The organism is Actinomyces sp. zg328 (assembly GCF_009829635.1).
In the GTDB taxonomy this organism is placed as follows: domain Bacteria; phylum Actinomycetota; class Actinomycetes; order Actinomycetales; family Actinomycetaceae; genus Actinomyces; species Actinomyces marmotae.
Genome location: NZ_VWPE01000015.1, coordinates 1 through 20868, shown reverse-complemented (window position 1 = coordinate 20868; position 20868 = coordinate 1). Strand labels below are relative to the sequence as shown.

At 72.9% G+C, this 20868-nt stretch carries 13 protein-coding genes and 1 pseudogene; 11 read left to right on the top strand and 3 right to left on the bottom strand.

The genetic code is table 11. The features are described 5' to 3' along the window. Positions 1-79: 79 nt before the first annotated feature. The 4 genes from secD (at position 80) to GVV75_RS07315 (ending at position 6218) form a co-directional block, all read left to right on the top strand. Positions 80-2125, top strand: a complete 2046-nt coding sequence (gene secD, locus GVV75_RS07330; RefSeq protein WP_159814168.1) for a protein translocase subunit SecD — start codon at positions 80-82, stop codon at positions 2123-2125. Then, entirely contained in the window at positions 2122-3225 is a 1104-nt protein-coding gene (gene secF / locus GVV75_RS07325; protein WP_159625209.1) for a protein translocase subunit SecF, read from the top strand. Before secD ends, secF begins: the two co-directional genes overlap by 4 nt. Further along, complete coding sequence (locus tag GVV75_RS07320; RefSeq protein ID WP_159523167.1) at positions 3222-3767, top strand: adenine phosphoribosyltransferase; 546 nt, start codon at positions 3222-3224, stop codon at positions 3765-3767. The genes secF and GVV75_RS07320 overlap by 4 nt, the downstream gene beginning before the upstream one ends. A gap of 123 nt (positions 3768-3890) precedes the next feature. Further along, positions 3891-6218: a RelA/SpoT family protein gene (locus tag GVV75_RS07315; protein ID WP_159523165.1), complete on the top strand. Its 2328-nt coding sequence runs from the start codon at positions 3891-3893 to the stop codon at positions 6216-6218. On the opposite strand, the gene GVV75_RS07310 is transcribed toward GVV75_RS07315, so the two are convergent. Beyond that, entirely contained in the window at positions 6192-6857 is a 666-nt protein-coding gene (locus GVV75_RS07310; RefSeq protein WP_201288736.1) for a hypothetical protein, read from the bottom strand. The two genes, GVV75_RS07315 and GVV75_RS07310, sit on opposite strands and share 27 nt — an antisense overlap. A gap of 162 nt (positions 6858-7019) precedes the next feature. Further along, entirely contained in the window at positions 7020-8660 is a 1641-nt protein-coding gene (locus GVV75_RS07305; RefSeq protein WP_159814166.1) for a DUF349 domain-containing protein, read from the bottom strand. 369 nt (positions 8661-9029) lie between these two features. Between GVV75_RS07305 and GVV75_RS07300 the strand changes: the two genes are divergently transcribed. The 6 genes from GVV75_RS07300 (at position 9030) to GVV75_RS07275 (ending at position 16154) form a co-directional block, all read left to right on the top strand. Further along, positions 9030-9608: a hypothetical protein gene (locus GVV75_RS07300; protein WP_159524605.1), complete on the top strand. Its 579-nt coding sequence runs from the start codon at positions 9030-9032 to the stop codon at positions 9606-9608. Between the two features lie 19 nt (positions 9609-9627). Then, complete coding sequence (locus GVV75_RS07295; protein WP_159814164.1) at positions 9628-10293, top strand: RES family NAD+ phosphorylase; 666 nt, start codon at positions 9628-9630, stop codon at positions 10291-10293. Positions 10294-10377: 84 nt separating this feature from the next. Beyond that, positions 10378-11205 (top strand): MBL fold metallo-hydrolase, encoded by an 828-nt coding sequence (locus tag GVV75_RS07290; protein ID WP_159524607.1) that lies wholly within the window; start codon positions 10378-10380, stop codon positions 11203-11205. Between the two features lie 34 nt (positions 11206-11239). Beyond that, positions 11240-12643: a histidine--tRNA ligase gene (hisS, locus tag GVV75_RS07285; protein ID WP_159814162.1), complete on the top strand. Its 1404-nt coding sequence runs from the start codon at positions 11240-11242 to the stop codon at positions 12641-12643. Between the two features lie 8 nt (positions 12644-12651). Next, a complete protein-coding gene (locus tag GVV75_RS07280; protein ID WP_159814160.1) occupies positions 12652-14478 on the top strand; it encodes a dynamin family protein in 1827 nt (608 codons plus the stop codon). Continuing rightward, entirely contained in the window at positions 14475-16154 is a 1680-nt protein-coding gene (locus GVV75_RS07275; RefSeq protein WP_159814158.1) for a GTPase, read from the top strand. The genes GVV75_RS07280 and GVV75_RS07275 overlap by 4 nt, the downstream gene beginning before the upstream one ends. Positions 16155-16307: 153 nt before the next feature. Here GVV75_RS07275 and GVV75_RS07270 read toward each other — a convergent pair whose 3' ends face one another. Then, complete coding sequence (locus tag GVV75_RS07270; protein ID WP_159814156.1) at positions 16308-18830, bottom strand: DEAD/DEAH box helicase; 2523 nt, start codon at positions 18828-18830, stop codon at positions 16308-16310. A gap of 625 nt (positions 18831-19455) precedes the next feature. On the opposite strand from GVV75_RS07270, the pseudogene GVV75_RS07265 reads away from it, so the two are divergent. Continuing rightward, a pseudogene (locus GVV75_RS07265) lies at positions 19456-20868 on the top strand (hypothetical protein); the annotation flags it as partial.

Genomic DNA, 20868 nt, shown 5'->3' with positions numbered 1-20868 from the left:
CACTCCCCAGGGCCCGGCGGGCGCCTCCCTCACCCGACGCATCCTGCCGCCCAGGCGGCTACCTGATGAAAGGGACCCCGTGCCCACCAAGAAGATCAAGCGCCCCGGAACCAGGATCCTCCTCCTGCTGCTCGTCCTCGCCGTCGGCTTCGGCGCCCTCGCCTTCGGCTCGGCGACGAAGCGCACCGCCATAACCCCCGGCCTGGCCCTCGACCTCGAGGGCGGCACCCAGATCATCCTCACGCCGACCACGACCGACGGCTCGGAGATCTCCGACGAGGACGTCAACCAGGCCATCGAGGTCATCCGCCAGCGCGTCGACGCCTCCGGCGTGGCCGAGGCCCAGATCTCCCGCCAGGGCGGGCATAACATCGTCGTGGCGCTTCCCGGAACCCCGAGCGAGGCCACCCTCGATCTCGTGCGCAAGGCGGCGGTCCTCTACTTCCGGCCGGTCATCCGCGTCTTCCAGGTCAGCGCCGCGCGGATCGCGGAGCAGCAGAACAACCTGGCGGCGAGGCAGCAGGCGCAGGCCACAGCCACGCCGACTGAGGCGGCCACGCCGACTGAGACGGCCACCCCCACTGAGACGGCCACCCCCACTGAGGCGGCCACGCCCACTGAGACGGCCACGCCCACTGAGACGGCCACCCCCAGCGCCAGTCCTTCCGCCACCCCCACCATCCGGCCGACCACGCCCGAGGAGGTCGCCACCCGGGCCGCCGACGTCAACCGCGACGGCACCATCAGCGAGGACCCCCTGCCGGCCACCAGCGATGACAACTCCTCGGACGCGTGGATCACCGAGAAGATGATCTACGACGCCGCCATGCTCGACTGCACCGCCCCGGAGAACCTCACCGGTGAGGCCCAGGACCCCACCAAGGCCGTCATCTCCTGTGACAAGCGGGGCAACGGCACCGCCTACATCCTCGGCCCCGCCGACATCGCCGGCACGGACATCGACAAGGCCGTCTCCGGCACTGAGACCACCGAGCAAGGAGGGCCCACCAACAACTGGGGCGTGTCCGTCGAGTTCAACGCCAAGGGAACGGAGCAGTTCGCCGAGGTCTCCAAGCGCCTCCTGGGCTTCCGTGACGCCGCTAAGACCGCCGCGAGGCCCACAGCGGGGCCCAATGCCGCGCCGGCCCGCACCACCGCTTCCCAGAAGGCTCAGTTCGCCATCGTCCTGGACGGCCTGACGATCATGTCCTCCGGCTTCCGCGACTCCGTCACCTCGCCGATCACCGATGGCCGCGTGCGCATCGACATCGGCAAGGGAGCGCAGGCCCGGACCCAGTCCAACACGCTGGCCAACCAGCTCTCTTTCGGCGCGCTGCCCATCAACTTCACCGTCCAGTCCGAGCAGCAGATCTCGGCGACGCTGGGAACCGAGCAGCTGCGCAACGGCCTCATCGCCGGCCTCATCGGATTCCTCCTCATCATCGTCTACCTCGCCTGGCAGTACCGGGGCCTGTCGGTGGTGGCCGTGGCATCGCTCGTCATTGCCGCGGTGGGCACCTACCTTGTCATCGCGCTGCTGAGCTGGCTCATCGGCTACCGCCTGTCGCTGGCCGGCGTGGCCGGGCTCATCATCTCCATCGGCATCACGGTGGACTCCTTCATCATCTACTTCGAACGGGTCCGCGACGAGGTCCGCAACGGCCGCACCCTCATCGCCGCCGTCGATGAGGGATGGAAGCACGCGCGCCGGACTATCGTCGTATCAGACGCCGTCAACCTCGTCGCCTCGGTGGTCCTCTACGCCCTGGCTGTCGGCGGCGTGCAGGGCTTCGCCTTCACCCTCGGCGTGACCACCGTTGTCGACCTCGCCGTCATCTTCGCCTTCACCCACCCGCTCATGGTGTGGATCCTTCGCTTCCGCTTCTTCGGCGAGGGGCACCGGCTCTCCGGCCTCGACCCCGAGCACCTCGGCGCCCGCTCGCTCGCCGCCTACGGCAAGGGCCGGGACGCCCTCATCGAGGGGGCCGTTGACTCCCTGGCGCGTCGCAAGGCCCGCGCTCGGCGCGGCCAGTCCGATGGCGCCGCCGCAGGGGATGACGCGATCGAGGGGGACGACGCCGTCGACTCCCAGGCCCACGATGGGAAGGACGGTGAGTCGAAGTGAAGAACCTCGCCACCCTCGGAAACGAGCTCTACTCCGGCAAGACCTCCTTCCCTTTCATCGCCAAGCGGCGCATCTGGTACACGATCGCCGCGCTCATCATCATCGGCTCCGCGACGCTCCTCGGCACGGTGGGCCTCAACACCGGCATCGATTTCAAGGGCGGCTCGGAGGTGACCATCACGGGCCTGGCCTCGCCCGCTGAGGGCCCTGCCAACACCGTCCTGTCCGAGCAGGGCCGCTCCGCGAGTTCGACGGTCACCAAGCTCGGCTCTTCCTCGGTGCGCGTCCAGACCACCGCGCTGGACAAGGCGGACCTCGACGCCCTGTCGAGTGAGCTGGCCACCGCCTACGGGGTCGACGCGGGCGATGTCTCCTCGACGACCATTGGCCCGACCTGGTCCTCTGACGTCACGAACAAGGCGCTGCGGGGCCTCCTGCTGTTCTTCCTGCTCGTTGGCGCCCTCATCTGGATCTACTTCCGCGCATGGAAGATGGCGGTCGCGGCTCTGCTCGCCCTGGCCCACGACATCATCGTCACCGTGGGCATCTACGCCGCGACGGGGTTCGAGGTCACCCCCGCCACGATCATCGGCGTGCTCACGATCCTGGGATACTCCCTCTACGACACGGTGGTGGTCTTCGACAAGATCCGCGAGAACACCGCCTCCTACACCACCCAGACCCGCTCCACCTACGCCGAGTTGGCCAACCTCGCGGTCAATCAGACCTTCGTCCGCTCCGTCAACACCTCGATCGTCGGCGTGCTGCCGGTGGCCTCGCTGCTCTTCGTCGGCGCCTTCATCCTGGGGGCCGGGACGCTGCGGGATATCGCCCTGACGCTCTTCATCGGCATGATCGCCGGAACGCTCTCCTCGATCTTCCTGGCCACGCCGCTGCTGGTCGACCTGGGGCGCCGGGAGAAGAGCGTGCGCGAGCAGGCCGAGCGCGTCGAGCGGGCCCGCAGGAGCCGCATCGAGGCCGCCGGCGACGACGAGGACGCCGTCGAGGCGATCCTGGCCGCCCCCAAGGCCTCGCCCCTCACCCCCGGCCACCACCTCGGACACGCCGCTCAGCCCAAGAGGAGGAAGAAGCGCCCATGAGCGTCCCCCCACCCCTGCCCGCCGCTCTCACCCGGCTCGTCGTCGACAACCTCCGGGAGATCCCCGACTTCCCGGAGCCCGGGGTCCTCTTCCGGGACATCACGCCCCTCCTGGCCAACGGCCCGGCCTTCGCCGAGCTCATCGAAGGCCTTGCCGAGCACTACCGGGGGCGGATCGACGCCGTCGCCGGCCTGGAGTCGCGAGGCTTCATCCTCGCCGCGCCCCTGGCCGTGAGGCTGGGCATCGGGATGCTCACCGTGCGCAAGGGCGGCAAGCTCCCCGGACCCGTCATCGGCATCGACTACACCCTGGAGTACGGCACGGCCCGCATGGAACTGCGCCCCGAGACCGTGCGCGCCGGAGACAGGATCCTCATCATCGACGACGTCCTGGCCACCGGCGGGACCGCCGCCGCCTCCATCGAGCTCGTCGAGCGCGCCGGGGGCAGTGTCGAGGCGATCTGCATGCTCCTGGAGCTCGCCGAGTTGGGCGGCAGGGCCCACCTGGGCGGGCGGGACGTCGACGCCGTCGTCGTCTACTGAGCCCCACTGATCCCGCCCCCGCCCCCGGGGAAGGCGGGATCGCCCGGGGCGGATCCCGCCCCGGGCGGGCCCCAGGGCATCAGATGTCCGATGCATGGCTCCCCTCGTGGCTATGATGTTGCAATGACCGAGACCAAGGGCGCCGCGGACACGGGGCACGACGCGATCGTGCCCGGCTCGCGCGTCCGCAGCCGCCTCGCCTGGTTCGGCTCCCGGGGGCACTCCACGCCCCCCGCGATCGACCCGCTCCTGCGCGCCCTACGGGCCAACCACCCCAAGGCGGACACCGGGCTCATCGTGCGCGCCTACGAGGTCGCCGAGAAGGCCCACGAGGGCCAGACGCGCAAGTCGGGGGAGCCCTACATCACCCACCCCGTCGCGGTGGCGACCATCCTCGCCGAGCTCGGCATGACGCCCCAGACGCTGGCCGCGGCGCTCCTGCACGATACGGTGGAGGACACCGACTACACCCTCGACAAGCTGCGCGCGGACTTCGGCGATGACATCGCCCTGCTCGTCGACGGCGTCACCAAGCTCGACAAGCTCCAGTACGGTGAGGCCGCGCAGGCCGAGACCGTGCGCAAGATGATCATCGCGATGTCCCACGACATCCGCGTTCTCCTCATCAAACTGGGGGACCGCCTCCACAACGCCCGGACCTGGAAGTACGTCCCCGCCGAAAGCGCCGCCCGCAAGGCCAAGGAGACGCTCGAGATCTACGCGCCCCTGGCCCACCGGCTCGGGATGAACACCATCAAGTGGGAGCTCGAGGACCGTTCCTTCAAGGCCCTCTACCCCGGCGTCTACGACGAGATCGAGCGGATGGTCCACGAGAGGGCACCGGCCCGCGAGGAGTACCTGCGCCAGGTCCGCCTGCAGATCGAGGAGGATCTGCGGGTCAACAAGATCAAGGGCACCGTCACCGGCCGGCCCAAGCACTTCTACTCGATTTACCAGAAGATGATCGTGCGGGGGAAGGACTTCGACGACATCTACGACCTGGTCGCCGTGCGCGTCATCGTGGACTCGGTGCGGGACTGCTACGCCGTCCTCGGTGCCCTTCACTCTCGCTGGACGCCGATGAGCGGGCGTTTCAAGGACTACATCGCCGTCCCCAAGTTCAACCTCTACCAGTCCCTGCACACCACGGTGCTCGGGCCCGGGGGCAAGCCCGTCGAGATCCAGATCCGCACCGCGGAGATGCACCGCATGGCGGAGTACGGCGTGGCCGCTCACTGGAAGTACAAGGAGGACCCCAACGCCTCCGGACCGGCCCCGGGCGGCACCGGCGTCGAGGACGCCGGCGAGATGGGATGGCTGCGCCAACTTGTCGACTGGCAGAAGGAGACGCAGGACCCCGCCGAGTTCCTCGACTCCCTGCGCTTCGAGATGGCCGGCTCACAGGTCTACGTCTTCACTCCCATGGGAGACGTCCTATCCCTGCCCAGTGGCTCCACAGCCGTTGATTTCGCCTACGCCGTCCACACGGAGGTCGGTCACCGCACCGTCGGCGCCCGCGTCAACGGGCGCCTCGTGCCCCTGGACACCCGCCTGGAGAACGGCGATACCGTCGAGGTTTTCACCTCCAAAGCGGCTAATGCCGGCCCATCACGGGACTGGCTCAGTTTCGTGGGCTCCACCCGGGCGCGCAACAAGATCCGCGCTTGGTTCTCCAAGGAGCGCCGCGAGGAGGCCATCGAGGAGGGCAAGTCCCTCATCGCGCGCGCCCTGCGCAAGAAGGACCTCCCGATCCAGCGGCTCATGAGCCATGACTCCCTCACGGATGTGGCCAAGAGCCTCGACAAGGTCGATATCGACGGGCTCTACGCCGCGGTGGGCGAGGGGCACATCTCCGCCCAGCACGTCGTCGATACCCTCGTAACCGCCATGGGCGGTGAGGCCGGCGCCGAGGAGACCCTTGCCGAGGGCGTCCTGCCCACCCGGGCCTCGGCCTCTTCCAGCCATCGCCGCAGCGGCGACTCAGGAGTCGTCGTCGAGGGCATGGACGCCGACGACGTCTACGTCAAGCTCGCCCGCTGCTGCACGCCCATGCCGGGGGACCCGATCGTCGGGTTCATCACCAGGGGATCCGGGCTCTCCGTGCACCGGGCGGACTGTCACAACGTCGCCCAGCTCCAGCGCGAGCCCGAGCGGATGCTCCCCGTGACCTGGGCCGAGCACGCGCACTCGGTCTACCTCGTCCAATTGGAGGTCGAGGCGCTCGACCGCGGCGGCCTCCTGGCCGACGTCACCCGCGTCCTGGCCGACAACCACGTCAACATGATCTCGGCGACGATCACCACCTCCAGGGACCGCGTGGTCACCGGGCGGTTCGTCGTCGAACTCGCCGCGGCGAGCCACCTCGACCACACCCTCGCCTCCCTGCGCAGGATCGACGGCGTCTACGAGGCCCGCCGCACCACCTCAGGCGCCCGGAGCAACGGCTCCTGAACCGCGATGCGCGGCGAGCGGCGCGGCCCGCCGCCGCCCCGCGCGCTCGGAGAGCACCCGCTCCACGCTCAGGATGAGCCGCTGGGCCCGGGGGCGGCCGTGCGCCGCCCCGCCACGGCAGTGCCCCAGGGCCAGGAGCATCCCGCGCCGCGTCGCCCCGGCGCCGTAGGCCGCCAGGATCGCCTCGACCGCCCGGGTCGGCGGCGCGGTCCTCGCCACGTCGACGGCGGCGCGCTCCAGGGTGGAGCACTCCACCCCGGCCAGGACTACCCGGTCTTCCAAGGGCAGCGACATGCGGTGGGAGTCGAGGCCCCGCCACGCGCCGGGCCTCACCACGCCCGCCACGGACAGGATCTCGGGCGGCCTGAGCCCGGTGTGCACCCACAGCGCACTGGGGCCGCAGACCAGGTTGCCCCGCGGCACATGGGGGCTCAGGGCCCGAGCGCGCAGCGGGGGAGAGGTGAGCAGGTCGCTGGGGTAGTGGCCGCCCAGGAGCGGGGTGAGCAGCTCGTCGTCGAGCCCGTGGCAGCGCAGCACCCTCATGTCCTGCGGCGGGAGGGCGCCGAGCGCCGGCTCGATGGGACGGGGGCGTAGCCATGCGAGAGCCGCGCGGGCGGGGACGTGGGGATGCCTTGCCATGGGACCATGCTGGGCCCCCGCGCGGCGCCGCGGAAGGGGGCGCGGAGGATCTGTGGATAACCTGGGCGGTGGGCCTAGCGCGGACGGTGGTGGGACGGCTGATGCCCGGCACCTCGATCGGTGCCGGGCATCAGCCGGTTCCTGAGGCGTCGCGCGCCCGAATCAGGCCTGGGCCGAGCGCAGGACCTGGTCGAGCCAGGCGCGACGGGCGGTGAGCGCCGCCTCGGCCTCCGCGACCTTCTTGGCGTCCCCCGCGGCCTGGGCGGCGGCGAGGTCCTTCTCGAGTTCGGCGATCGAGTCCTGCAACTGGCCGGCCAGGCCCTCGGCGCGGGCCTTGGTCTCCGGGTCGGTCCGGCGCCACTCGGCGTTCTCCGCCTCGCGGATCGCGTCCTCGACGGCGCGCATGCGCCCCTCGATCCGGCGCACGGCCGAGCGCGGCACGCGCCCCGCCTCCTCCCAGGCGTCCTGGATGGGGCGCAGGGCCTTCTTGGCCGCCTTGATGTCCTTGATCGGCAGGAGGGCCTCAGCCTTGGCCACGAGGGCCTCCTTGGTCTTGAGGTTCTCCGCGAACTCGGCGTCCACGGCCTCGTCCTTCGCCTTGCGGGCGTCGAAGAAGACCTGCTGGGCGGCACGGAAGCGCGCCCACAGGGCGTCGTCCTCCTTGCGCGAGGCGCGGCCGGCCTTCTTCCACTCATCCATCAGCCCGCGGTACTTGGCGGAGGTGCCGGCCCAGTCCGTGGAGCCCGAGAGTTCCTCGGCCCGCTTGATAAGGGCCTCCTTGGCGGCCTTGACCTGCGACTGCTTGGCGTCGAGCTCGGAGAAGAACTGGCGGCGGTGACGGTCGAAGGCGGTGCGGGCGTGGCTGAAGCGCTTCCACAGGGCGTCCTCGGTGGGGCGGTCCAGGCGCGGCCCGCGACGCTGGGCCTCCTTCCACTTCTCCAGCAGGGCGCGCAACTCGGCGCCGGAATTCTTCCACTGGGTGCGCGCCGGGTCCTGCCCACTGATCTCCTCAGCGCGCTCGACGATGGCGGTGCGGTCCTTGAGGGCCTGCTCCTTGGCCGCGGCACGCTCGGCCGCAACGGCCTCGCGGCGCTCCGCGGCGACCCCGCGCAGGGCGGAGAAGCGGGCGCGCAGCCCATCGAGGTCCCCGACGGCGGCCGGCTCGACGAGCGAGGCCTCGATCGAGGTGATCGTCGTGTCGATGTCGTGGACGGAGAGGTGCGGCAGGCGCGTGGCGAAGAGGTCGATCGTCGCCTTGAGATCGAGGTAGCGGCGCACGTAGAAGGCCATGGCCTCGGCGATTGGGGCGTCCGGGAACTGGCCGACCTCGCGCTCGACGCCGCCGTCCTGGACGTAGACCCTGCCCTCACCGTCGACACGGCCCCACTTGGCGGCGTCCATGGCCTCCTCGGGGTCGATCGGCGCCTCATTCGCGGCCGCGGGCGAGGGCTGCTCGGCCGGGGCGGGGGCCGCGGATTCCGCGGCGTCGTCAGCGTCGTCAGCCTGCTCGATGCTCGCGGTCTCGCCGGAGCCCTCGGCGGCGGCCTCCTCCGGAGAGCCGGGGGCCTCGGAGGGCGCGGCCGGTTCGGCGGCGCCCTCGGCCCCCGTCGTCTCGGGCTCAGCGGCCCGGGCCGCTGCCGGGCCAGCGGGCGCCTCTGCCTGGGCGGGCTTGGCAGCCTCGGCGGCGGCCGACTCTGGCGCGCCCGCGGGGGCGGTGGTGGTCTCGGTGGTGGCGGAGGCGGGCTCCGACTCGGACGTGGCGGTGGGCTCCAGCTCGGCGGCGGGCTGCGTCTGCTCAGTCACGTTGTGCTCCTTCGTGGTTGACGGGGCGAGGGAGGATCCAGATCCCTGTTCCGTTCGCGCCCGGCCTTGACGGCCGGGTGGTGGTGCGCTGGCCCGGGAGGCGCCAGCGCGTCGAGCCTACCCGCAACATCACTGAACTCCGAGCCCCGACCGCTTTTGCTCACAGATGGGGCGCCAGGATCCCGGACCATGACCGCCGCTCGGCCCGGGTCAGGCCGGTATCCGCGCCCGGAAGGAACTCTGGCGCATCTTGGCGCAGCTATATAGAATTGGTTGCGCAGCGCGAAGCGGCCATAGAGCGCCACGGGGCGCTGCTGGGGGCCGCGAAAGGCCGTTGGAGCACGGGCCGGAGAGGAAGGGGGGCGTGAGATGACGCTGACCGTCGCGGATGTCTACGCCGAGCAGGGCCTCGACTACGACGAGGAGGCCCACGCCCGCCAGCTCCGGGCCATGCTGCGCAAGGCGCCACGGGGCATGGCCGTGGGAGAGGCGATGCTCGCCGACCTCGTGGAGCGCGGAGGCCTGGACGAGCCCGCGCGCCTGCGCTCCGGGTCGGGCCGGAGCGCCGCGAGGCTGGCCGTAGGCCATGCCGAGATGGTCATCAATCGGACCCTCGAGCTCACGCTCTCGGCCGCGCAGGCCGCGGAGGAGTTGGGCATCAGCCCCTCCCGCCTGTCCCACCGCGCCGCCTCCACGCCGCTGGCCTCCACGGCGGTGGGCGGGCGCAAGCGTTACTGGCGCTGGCAGTTCGCCGCCGGGCGGGCACTGCCCCACCTGGGGGAGGTCGTCTCCGGGCTGCCGGGGGACTTGGCCGGGATCGACATCGCCACCATCATGACCTCGCCGGATGAGTCGCTGGGCGGCCGCAGTCCCGTTGACCACCTCCTGCTCGGAGGCGGCGCCGAGGCCGTCGTCGCGCTCCTCAACGCCGCCGCCCGCGCCGCCTGAGCGCCGCCGCACTCCCGCCATGCCCCTCGACGCGCCGAAGAACCCCAGTCGCCCGCCATCACCGCTGTCGATCGGGCCTGAGGACATCCACCCCCATCAGGGCCTGCTGTGGCGCATCCACCGCACGGCGGGGGAGTTCCCATCGGCCTGGAACGACTTCCGCTCCTACGGCCCCCTGACCACGATGCGCTGGGACCCGCATCCCGGGCCCGTCGGCAATCACCCCGGGCATGGTGTGCTCTACACGGCCACGGACCTGCGCACGGCCGTCGCCGAGGTCTTCCAGGCGCAGCGCCGGGTCGACCCCATGGGGGCGGGCATCGCCGCGACCACCTTCGTCCCCGTCCGCCCGCTTCGGCTCCTGGCGCTCCTTGCCGAGGGCTCGCCCTGGCTGCTGCGCAACGGGGCCAGTCATTCCCTCATGGCCGCTCCCCGGGGCGCCTGCCGAGCCTGGGCCCGGGAGATCGCGCGGGCCGAGCCCGACGACGGCCTCGGCCCGGTGGACGGGCTGTGGGCGGAGTCCACGATGACGGGGCGCCCCATGGTGGTGCTTTTCGAGCGGGCCGCCTCCGCCCTGCCCGAGGAGCCCCGGGCCAGCGCCCTCCTCGCGGCGCCGGTCATGATGGCCGCGCTGGCGGATATCAGCGCCTCTCTCGGCTGGGAGTTCGCCTGGCCGACGGCGTAGGGGCCGCGCTCGGTCCCCCTCCGCGCGCTCGGCGAGCGCCGATGATCACGTGAGCGGCCCGGGGAGGGTGACTACGCTGGCCCCATGATCCTCGAGCGCACGATCGCCCCCGTCTTCGCCGCCAACTGCTACGTGCTCGCCCCCGCCCCCGGGGGCCCGGCCCTCGTCGTCGACCCGGGCGCGGGATCCGCGCGGGGTGCGATGGCCCTGCTCCGCTCCAACCGGCTCACCCTCGGCGCGATCCTCCTCACCCACGGGCACGCCGACCACGTGTGGGACGCCGCCACCCTCATCGAGGCCGCCCGCGATGAGGGGATCCTCTCCATCGCCGATCCGCTCACCCCGGCCGCCTCCGTCCCCGTCTACGTCCCGCGGCCCGACCTCCACCGCCTCGACGACCCCGATGCCTCCACCGCCATCAGGGCCAATGGCATGAGCTTCGCCGACATGGCCGGCACCGCCTGGAAGCGGCCCGCCGACATCCGGGCCTTCCCCGCCGAGGGATTCGGTGCCGCCTTCGAGATCCTCCCCGGCCTCGGCCTCCAGGCCGTGCCCGCCCCCGGCCACACCGAGGGCTCCACGCTCTTCTTCTTCAACTCCCGCCTGGCGGACAACTACCTCCTCACCGAGGCCGAGGTCATCGACGACGACCCCAGCCACGCCGATGAGGAGCGCGACTACCTCATGGCGCTGGCCGGCGACGTCATCTTCAAGGGCTCCGTGGGCCGCGCCGACCTGCCCGGCGGCGACCAGGTCCAGATGTGGGCGACCCTTCGTCTCCTGGCCGGCGCTGTCTCCCCTGAGACCATCCTCCTGCCCGGCCACGGGGCGGTGACCACCATGGAGCACGAGCACCACGGCAACCCCTACCTGGCCGAGGCCAAGATCCGTGGTGGCGATCGCAACGCCTGACACGCCACCCACCCGGCGAGCGCGCCATGACACAATGCCCGCCATGGCATCGAGCGTCCAGGCGCGTCAGGCGCAATCGTCCCTGTCCGGATTCCCCGAGTGGCTGCCCGCGGGCCGCATCGTCGAGCAGTCCTTCCTGGACGCCCTGCGCGCCACCTTCGAGCTGCACGGCTTCTCCAGCATCGAGACCCGCGCCGTCGAGCCCCTGTCCGAGCTGGCCCGCAAGGGGGAGACCTCCAAGGAGGTCTACCTCCTCAACCGCCTCCAGGCCGACCCCGACGGCCCCGAGGAGGCCGACCCCGCCAAGCGCCTCGGCCTCCACTTCGATCTCACCGTCCCCTTCGCCCGCTACGTCCTCGACAACGCCGGCGCCCTCACCTTCCCCTTCAAGCGCTACCAGATCCAGAAGGTCTGGCGCGGCGAGCGCCCCCAGGACGGCCGCTTCCGGGAGTTCATCCAGGCCGACATCGACATCGTCGGCGACGGCGCCCTCCCGCTGCACAACGACGTCGAGGTCCCGCTCATCATGCACGAGGCCCTGGCCGCCCTGCCCATCCCGCCGGTCACCATCCACGTGTCCAACAGGAAGGTCGCCCAGGGCTTCTACCAATCCATCGGCGTGGGCGACGACGAGCTCATCGAGGTCCTGCGCATCGTCGACAAGCTCGACAAGATCGGCCGTGACGCCGTGGCCGCCGAGCTCACCGAGGCGGTCGGGCTGAGCGCCGACCAGGCGGAGCGCGCCCTCGACCTCGCCACCATCACCGGGACCAGCCCGAGGGCGATCGACGCCGCCGTGCGCACGGCCCTGGGCGAGGCCGCCCCCTCCGAGACGCTCCTGGAGGGCCTAGCCGAGCTCGCCGGCCTCCTCGACGCCGCCAACCTGCGGCGCCCCGGAGCGATCATCGCCGATCTTAAGATCGCCCGCGGCCTCGACTACTACACGGGCACCGTCTACGAGTCCTTCATGGCCGGCCACGAGGACCTCGGCTCGGTGTGCTCCGGCGGGCGCTACGACTCCCTGGCCTCCAACGGCAAGCGCACCTTCCCGGGCGTGGGCATCTCGATCGGAGTGTCCCGCCTCCTCGCCCGCGTCATCGGCGCGGGCCTCATCGAGGTCACCCGCGCCGTGCCCACCGCCGTGCTCGTGGCCGTCACCGACGAGGCCCACCGCGCCGACTCCGACGCCGTTGCCGACCGCCTCCGCCAGCGCGGGATCCCCGCCGACGCCGCCCCCAACGCCGCCAAGTTCGGCAAGCAGATCCGCTTCGCGGACAAGCGTGGCATCCCCTTCGTCTGGTTCCCCGGCGCCCCCGGGGAGGGCGACTCCGTCAAGGACATCCGCACCGGGGATCAGGTTCCCGCCGACGCTGCCACCTGGCAGTGCCCCGAGGATGACCTCGCCCCGCGCCTCGTGGCCCGCGGCGGCCAGGCCTGAGAGGCATCATGACCACCCCTGGCACACCGCCCGGATCACCGGGCCACTCCGACGGCATCGGCGAGCCCGCCGCGCCCGGCGCCCTGGCGGCCACCACCGCCCTGGAGGGGCTGGGGGCGCGACTGGGCCTCATCGACCTGCCCTACGCGCTGCCCGGCGCGGCCGAGGCCGCCGCGCGCGCGGCCCTGGTCGCCGACCAGCTCGGTGACTACATCCTGCCCCGCCTGGCCAGCATCGACGCCCCACTGCTCGCCGTGGTCGGTGGCTCGACGGGCGCCGGGAAGTCCACCCTCGTGTCCTCCCTCATCCGCAGGCGCGTCGCCGCGGCCTCAGCCATCCGCCCGACCACGCGGCGCCCCCTGCTCCTCCACGCCCCCGCCGACGAGCCCTGGTTCGCCTCCGAGAGGGTCCTGGGCTCCCTGGCCCGCGTGCGCGTGCCCGAGGACGCCCCGCCCAGCGCGCCGGTCGCCCCCGACGACGGCGGGGCCCCCGTCTCCTGGAGGGAGCTGGAGGTCCGCTCCTGCCGCGAGCTGCCCCCGGGGCTCGCGCTCCTGGACGCCCCCGACGTCGACTCCGTCGTCGACGAGAACCGCGAGCTCGCCGCCACCCTCCTGGCCTCCGCCGACCTGTGGGTGTTCGTCACCACCGCGGCCCGCTACGCCGATGCCGTCCCCTGGCAGCACCTGCGGGCCGCCGCCGAGAGAGACATCGTCGTCGCCGTCGTCCTCGACCGCGTCCCCGACGGCGCCACCGCCGACGTCGAGGCCGACCTGCGGCGCCGCCTCGCCTCCGCCGGGCTCGCCACGGCCCCCGTCATCACCATCCCCGAGACCGCCCTGGACGCTGAGGGCCTCCTGCCCGACCCACTCATCGCCCCCCTGCGGGACTGGCTCACCACCCTGGCCGCCGACGCCGAGGCCCGCCGCGGCGTCGCCCGACGGACGCTCACCGGGGCCCTGGGCGCCGCCTTGGCCCAGATCGAGTTGCTGGCCGACGAGCTCGACGCCCAGGCCCAGGAGCGCCACGAGCTCGCCGAGGCGGCCTTGACCGCCCACGCTGAGGCCGCGCGGCGGATCAGCGCCGCCTGCGCCGACGGATCCATGCTGCGCGGCGAGGTCCTGGCCCGCTGGCAGGAGTACATCGGCGCCTCCGGGATGCTCAAGGGGCTTGAGACTCACGTCGGGCGCGTCCGCGATCGCCTCAGCGCCGCGCTGCGCGGCCGGCCGGGCCCCGCCCAGCGCGTCGAGGACGCCATCGAGTCCTCCCTGGCCACCCTCATCGTCGCCGAGGCCCAGCGCGCCTCGATCGCCACTGAGCGAGCCTGGCAGCGGGCCGGCACGGCCGCTCCCGCCCTGGAGACCGCCCGCGCGGCGCTCCCCGGCCAGGAGGCCCTCACCGAGCGGGCCACCGCCCTCGTCCACGAGTGGCAGGGAGAACTCCTGGGCCTGGTGCGGGCCGAGGGCGCCGACAAGCGCCTCACCGCCCGGCTCATCTCACTGGGCGTCAACGGGGTCGGCGTGGCCCTTATGATCGTCGTCTTCGCCCACACCGGGGGCTTGACGGGGGGAGAGGTCGGTATCGCCGGGGGCACCGCCCTCATCGCCCAGCGGCTGCTGGAGGCGATCTTCGGCGACCAGGCCATGCGCGCCATGGCCGAGCGCGCGCAGATCGACCTCGACGCCCGCGTCCATGCGCTCGTCAACGAGCAGGCGACGGCGCTGGTCTCCGCCCTGCGCCAGCCCTCACCCACGGGCCCCGAGCTGAGACGAGCCGCGCGCACCGCCGCCTCCGCTCTGGAGGCCACCAGCGGCGTCACCGGGGAGGGCCGCTCATGAGCGGGGCCGGGCCCGAGCGCGCCAGGCGCGCCACGCGCGAGAACCCCGCGGCTCAGAGCCTTGCGGAGGCGCTCGGGGCGCTGGGGAGGATCATCGAGCTCGGTGACGGGCTCGGCCTCGGAGAGGATCTCGACGAGGCCCGCGAGATCGTCGCGCGCGCGGGCGCGCGGGCGTCACTGGCACCGGGGCGCACCGTCATCGCCCTGGCCGGAGCGACAGGCTCGGGCAAGTCCTCCCTCCTCAACGCGCTTGCCGGCGCGCCGATCGCCCGGACCGCCGTCACCAGGCCTACCACCACCCGCCCCCTCGCCCTCCTGCCGGGCGGGCGCGCCGATGGCGAGGCGTCCGCGCTCCTGGACTGGCTTGGCGTTGATGATCGCGTCGTCGCGCCGCTGGCAGGGGCGGTCCCCGCCGATGCGATCATCCTCGACCTGCCCGACGTCGACTCCGACGCGCCCGAGCACAGGCTTATCGCTGAGCGCATGGCCGCCCAGGTCGACGCCCTCGTGTGGGTGCTCGATCCTGAGAAGTACGCCGACGCCGTCCTCCACAAGGACTTCATCGCGCCCATGGCCGCCCACGCGGAGGTCACCCTCGTGGTCCTCAACCAGGCCGACCGGCTCGACGCCGCCTCGCGCGAGCAGGTGAGCGCCGACCTGCGCCGCCTCCTGGCCCGTGAGGGCATGACCGGTGCCGCCCCGATCCTAGCCTCCGCCCGCACCGGCGAGGGAATCGATGCCCTCAGAGGCGCCTTGGAGCGCATCGCCCAGGCGCGCACCGCCTCAGCCCTCCGACTGCGGGCCGATGCGCGCCGGGCCGCGACCCGTCTGAGCGAGCGCGTCGGGGGTGGCGGGGCCGGGGCGCCCATTGATGGCCGCCGCCTCGCCGAGGCGGCTTTCCGCGCCGCTGGCGCCGAGGTCGTCGCCAGCGCCGTCCGCGCGGCCACGATCCATCGCGGGGCGCTGAGCGTCGGATGGCCGCCGGTGCGATGGGTCCGCCGATTCCGAGCCGATCCGCTCGCCGCCCTCCACCTGCGGGGCGCCTCTCCTTCGCGCTCCAGCAGGGCGGGGGAGGGCCCCAAGCCCATCGACGCCGTTGCGCGCACATCCCTGCCCGAGCCGAGTCCCGTGGCCGTGGGGCTCCTGCGCACCGAGGCGCACCGGCTCGCCGCGGACGCCAGCGCCCACCTGCCGGGGACGGCCCGGGACGCCGTGCTCCAGCGCATGGATGAGCGCGCCGAGGCGATCGGCCGTGAACTCGACGCGGCCGTCGCCCGCGCCGACCTGGGGATGCGCGCCCCTCGCTGGTGGTCGGCCGCCTCAGCCCTCCAATGGCTCGCCCTGGTTGTGGCGATCGCCGGGGGACTCTGGCTGGTCGCGCTGTGGGGCATGCGGGACCTGCTGCTCATCGTCGTCGAGCCGCCCCGCTGGGGCCTCGTGCCCTGGCCCGTCGTCCTCCTCGCAGGTGGCCTGGCCAGCGGCGCCCTGCTGGGGGTCATCGGCGTGGCGGCCGTGCGCGCGGGCGCCGGACGGCGGGCGGCCCGGGCCAGGAGGCGCCTGCGGCAGGCGACCGACGCCGTCGTCGACTCACGGCTCATCGAGCCCCTGCGTGTCGAGCGCGAGCGCTGGGACGAACTGGGCGCGATGGCCTCGGGTCTCAGTCAGCACGAGCGCTGACTGGTCCCCACCAACTCTCCACCAGCGCTGCTCCGCGCGTCGGGGCTGTCAAGCCTTGGGGGCCGGGACGCGGATCGCCCCCGGCCGGTGCTCCGGCCGGGGGCGATCACGCCTTATCGCCCTGAGCGCGGGCGTTTCCCCGAGCGCGGGCGCTCAGGAGTCATCGCGCCGCGAGCCCCAGGGCCCCCGGTTGTCGCGGTTCCCACGGTAGCCGCCGCCGCGGTTGCCCCCGAAGCGGTTGCCCCCGCGGTCGTCGCGCCCGGAGCGGTAGCCGCGGTCGTCCCGGAAGCCCGAGTCACGGCCGCCACGGTCCTCCCAACGACGGGCGCCACGGTCCTCCCAACGACGGCCGCCACGATCGTCCCGGTACCCGCCGCGGCGGTCGTCGTGCCCGCCGCGGCGGTCTTCGTAGCGGCCGCGGAAGCCGCGATCGCCGCGCTCGCCGCGGTCCTCCCAGCGGTGCCCGCCGCGCTCGCCCCGACCGCCGCGGAAGCCGTGATCGTCCCGCTCCCCGCGTCGGCCGCGGTCATTGGGGCTGGACCAGCCGTGGCCCGGGCCCTCATCGGGGCGGATGCGCAGCTCACGGCCGGCGAAGGTCGCGCGGCCCATGACGGAGAGCTGCTCGGGGCTCAGGTCGGCGTAGATGGTGACGAGGGAGAAGGACTGGAGGATGTCGATCTTGCCGATGTCCGAGCCCTCAATCCCGCCCTCGTTGGCCAGGGCGCCCACGATCGCGCCGGGCATGACCCGGTCGCGATGGCCGACCTCGATCCGGTAGACGGTGCCGGGGCCCTCGTGCTCGCGGCGCCCGCCGCGCGCGGCGCCCTGCCTGCCCTCGGGGCGCTCGCGACGCCGGTTCTCGCGGCCCCCCTCGAAACTGGCCGAGACGAAGGCGCCCTCGTCGTCGACGCTCACCTCGCGCCGCTCACGGCCCCGGCGCGGGCGGTCGTCGTCGTGGCGGCGCTGCGGTCCCTCGTCGCCCACCGCGAGGGCGAGCAGGATGGCGGCGAGCCCCTCGGCGTCGATGTCCAGCTCGGTGGTGGTGTCGGCGATGAGCGGGGCGTACATGCCCAGGCGGCCGCGCTCGTGGCGGGCGGCGGCCTTGGCCAGGAGCTTGCGGGCGCGGTGCGCGGAGACGTCGGCGGGGGAGGGCAGGGTGATCTCCTCCAGGCGCGTGCCGGTCAGGCGCTCGATCTGGCGGAGCTTGCTCTTCTCCTTGGGGGTCAGGAAGGTGACGGCCTCGCCGTGGCGGCCGGCGCGGCCGGTGCGCCCGATGCGGTGGACGTAGGCCTCGGCCTCGCGGGGCACATCGAAGTTGACGACGAGCCCGATGCGGTCCACGTCCAGCCCGCGGGCCGCGACGTCAGTGGCGACGAGGACGTCCAGGGCGCCGGCGCGCAGTCGCTCGACGAGCCGCTCGCGCTCGCGCTGGGGGACGTCACCGGAGATCGCGGCGGCCTGGATGCCCCGCCCGGCCAGTTCGATGGCGACATCCTCGGCGGTGGACTTGGTGCGCACGAAGACGATGGCGGCCTCCGCCTCGGTGACCGCGAGGACGCGGGACACCGCGCCGATCTTGTGGCGGAAGGGGACCACCGCGTAGGTCTGGTGAACCGTGTCGACGGTGGAGGACTGGCGGGAGACCTCGATGCGCGCGGGGTCGACGAGGTGCTCGGCGGCCACCCGCTCGATGGCGGGCGGCATGGTGGCGGAGAACAGCGCGGTGCGGCGCCCGGAGGGCAGGGAGGCGGCGATGGTCTCCACGTCCTCGGCGAAGCCCATGCGCAGCATCTCGTCGGCCTCGTCGAGGACGAAGTACTTCACCGCGTCCAGGACGAGCGCGCCCTTCTCGATGAGGTCGATGATGCGGCCCGGCGTGCCGACGACGACCTGCGCGCCGGACTTGAGAGCGCCGATCTGGGGGCCGTAGGGGGCGCCGCCGTAGACGGCGACGACGTCGAGGCCGCGCGAGCGCTGGGCCATGTCGGTGATGGCGTCGGCGCTCTGGATGGCCAGCTCGCGGGTGGGGGCCAGGACGAGCGCCTGGACCGTGCCGTTGCGCGAGTCGACGGCGTCGAGCAGGGGCAGGCCGAAGGCGGCGGTCTTGCCGGTGCCGGTCTGGGCGACGCCGACGACGTCGCGCCCACCGAGCAGCACGGGGATGGCCTCGCGCTGGATGGGGGTGGGGGTGGTGAAGCCCATGTCGGTGACGGCCTTGAGCAGGTCGGCGGGCAGGCCGAGATCGGAGAAGGTGGCCTCGGCCGGCGCGCCGGCATCGTCGCGGGCGGAGTCCTCGTCCTCGTCATCGTCGTCGGTGGGATCGAAGGGCGCGTGGCCGTCGACCTCCTCCTCGTCGATGTCGGCGCCGTCGTCAGCGTGCTCGGCCTCGTCGGGCGCGTCGTCCTCGGGGTCGGCCTCGGGCAGGGCGCGGTCGACGTCGTCCTCCTCATCCTCGTGCTCGACATCCTCGGGGTCCTCGGGCGTGTCGGAGGAGGCCGGGGTGTCGAAGGAGGGCGCTGATGCGGACGAGCCGGCGGACAGTGCTGAGATAGTCGTGCCGTGAGCACGGGCGCGCGCCGCGGCGGGTGAGGCGACCCCCTCCTCGGAGGCGCTGAAGAGGTCGTCGAGGCTGAGGGGCCCGTGCTCGTCGGAGGCGGACGGGTTCTGAGTGGTCATTGAGTTCTTCCCAGGTTCTGGCCGTGAGGCCTTCGCGGAGTGTGGGGGAGCGCCGGTCGGCCTCCTCTCTTGCCGCACCTGGCCCACCACACTCGCCCACCGGCGCCCGCCGCGCGAAGGCGCGGGCGCGCTGAGGGGCTTGACGCACAGACTCACGGGCTCACTCGTCCGCGCCGCTTCCCATGCGCTGCCGGCCGCCGCGGGGCGGCAGGGCCCGGGGAATGCCCGGGGAGGGCTTGGGGAAGGGTGCGGGAGTCCCGAACGGGGTTCTCAGGACGCGGATCACTCCTGGGCTCAGCGTAGATGAGGGCGGGAGGGGGACCGGGACGCGCTGCAACAGGTCACAAGTGATATAGGTCTCAGGGGTGCGCCTGGAGTTGAGTTGCACCATTCCTCACCTGCGGGTATGTGCCAAGCTCTCGGTGAGAGAATCGCCTGGTCGACGACGACTCGCTGACGATCGGCCTTCGCTCGGAAGTTGATCTGCCGCGGGATCACGTCAATGGCGCGGCTCGGACGGTAATATAAGGATGTACCCACATGACCGCAGCCCCGAGCGGTCTTGACGTTCCCGGGCCCGTCGGAGACGGCGGGCTCGCCTGAGACAGGAAGCGCACCCGCCGAGATGTCCCGATCCCTGTGCCGTCCGGGCCTCGAGCCCACCCGCGCCGCGATGGTCCTACCCGCGGCGCTGGGCATCGTCCTCACCGCGGGCCTCGGCCTCGGCTCTATCGCCGTGAGCCCCACCGCCGGAGCCGATGAGCTCGGCCCGAAGGCTGCTCAGGCCCCCGGGGCGGCCCCTGCCGCCGTGGACGGCGCTAAGGCTTCCACCCCCCGGGTCAACCGCCCCATCGACCAGATCGTCGGTCGTTCCGGGGGCGCTGTCGAGGCGCTCGCCGATGCCCATGCCGGCGTTGCGGAGCCCCTGAGGGCCGCGGCCGATTCCGATGCCGTGGATCCGGTTCCGGCCCCCATGGGTGGACCGCGGGTCAACAACCTTCGCCGTGCGACGGCGGCGCCGAGCCCGGCCCCGCGGCTTGAGGGGTTCCCTCGTAGGACGCCCGCTCCCGAGGCCACGACGCCGGCCCCGGGCGAGTCCCCGACGCCCGCGCCTCCGGCTCCTTCCGCCACATCCAGCGCGGCGCCCTCGCCGAGCGGCACCGCCTCGCCGTCGCCATCCGCGTCCGCTGAGCCGACCGCCTCCCCGTCGGCCGGGCCGAGCGCGTCACCCTCCGCGTCGCCGTCAGCCTCCCCGTCCGCCACGGCTAACGGGGCCCCTGAGGCGTCGCCTTCCGGCGTTCCGTCCGCCTCTCCCAGCGCGAGCGCCGCGGCGTCGCCTCGGGCGATCACCGGGAAGCCCAGGCTCAGTCTGGGCGATGGGGGCTCTTTCGGCACGACGGCGCTTGCCTTCAAGGGCTCGAACTGGGCCGACGCGAAGGGCAATGCCCTCAACGGCACCGTCAACATGACGGTGGCCCTGCGCGGTGGCGGGGGCGCGATCGACCGCAAGGCCACGATTCCGGTCAAGATGGAGAACGGCGCGTTCTCCACCATGATCGACGCTGAGTCCCTCTTCCACCTGACCACGAAGGATCTTGTGGACAACGGGTGGTTCCGCCTGCGGGTCTCCTCGCCCGATGGTGGCGTGGCCGAGTCGAGGCTGTTCTCCTTCGTCCCGGGGGGCGCGCCCGCTCCCCGGCCGACCAACGCGCCCACCGCGCGGCCGAGCACTCCCGCTCCCACGAGCGGGCCCACCGCCCCGGCGCCGACCGCCGATCCCAAGCCCGCGCCCACGGCGGAGCCGACCACGGCCCCGACCACGCAGCCCGCGCCCCCGGCGCCAACCACTGACCCCACGGCCCCGGCGCCGACCGCCGACCCCAAGCCCGCGCCCACGGCGGAGCCGACCACGGCCCCGACCACGCAGCCCGCGCCCCCGGCGCCAACCACTGACCCCACGGCCCCGGCGCCGACCGCCGACCCCAAGCCCGCCCCCACGGCGGAGCCGACCACGGCCCCGACCATGCAGCCCGTGCCC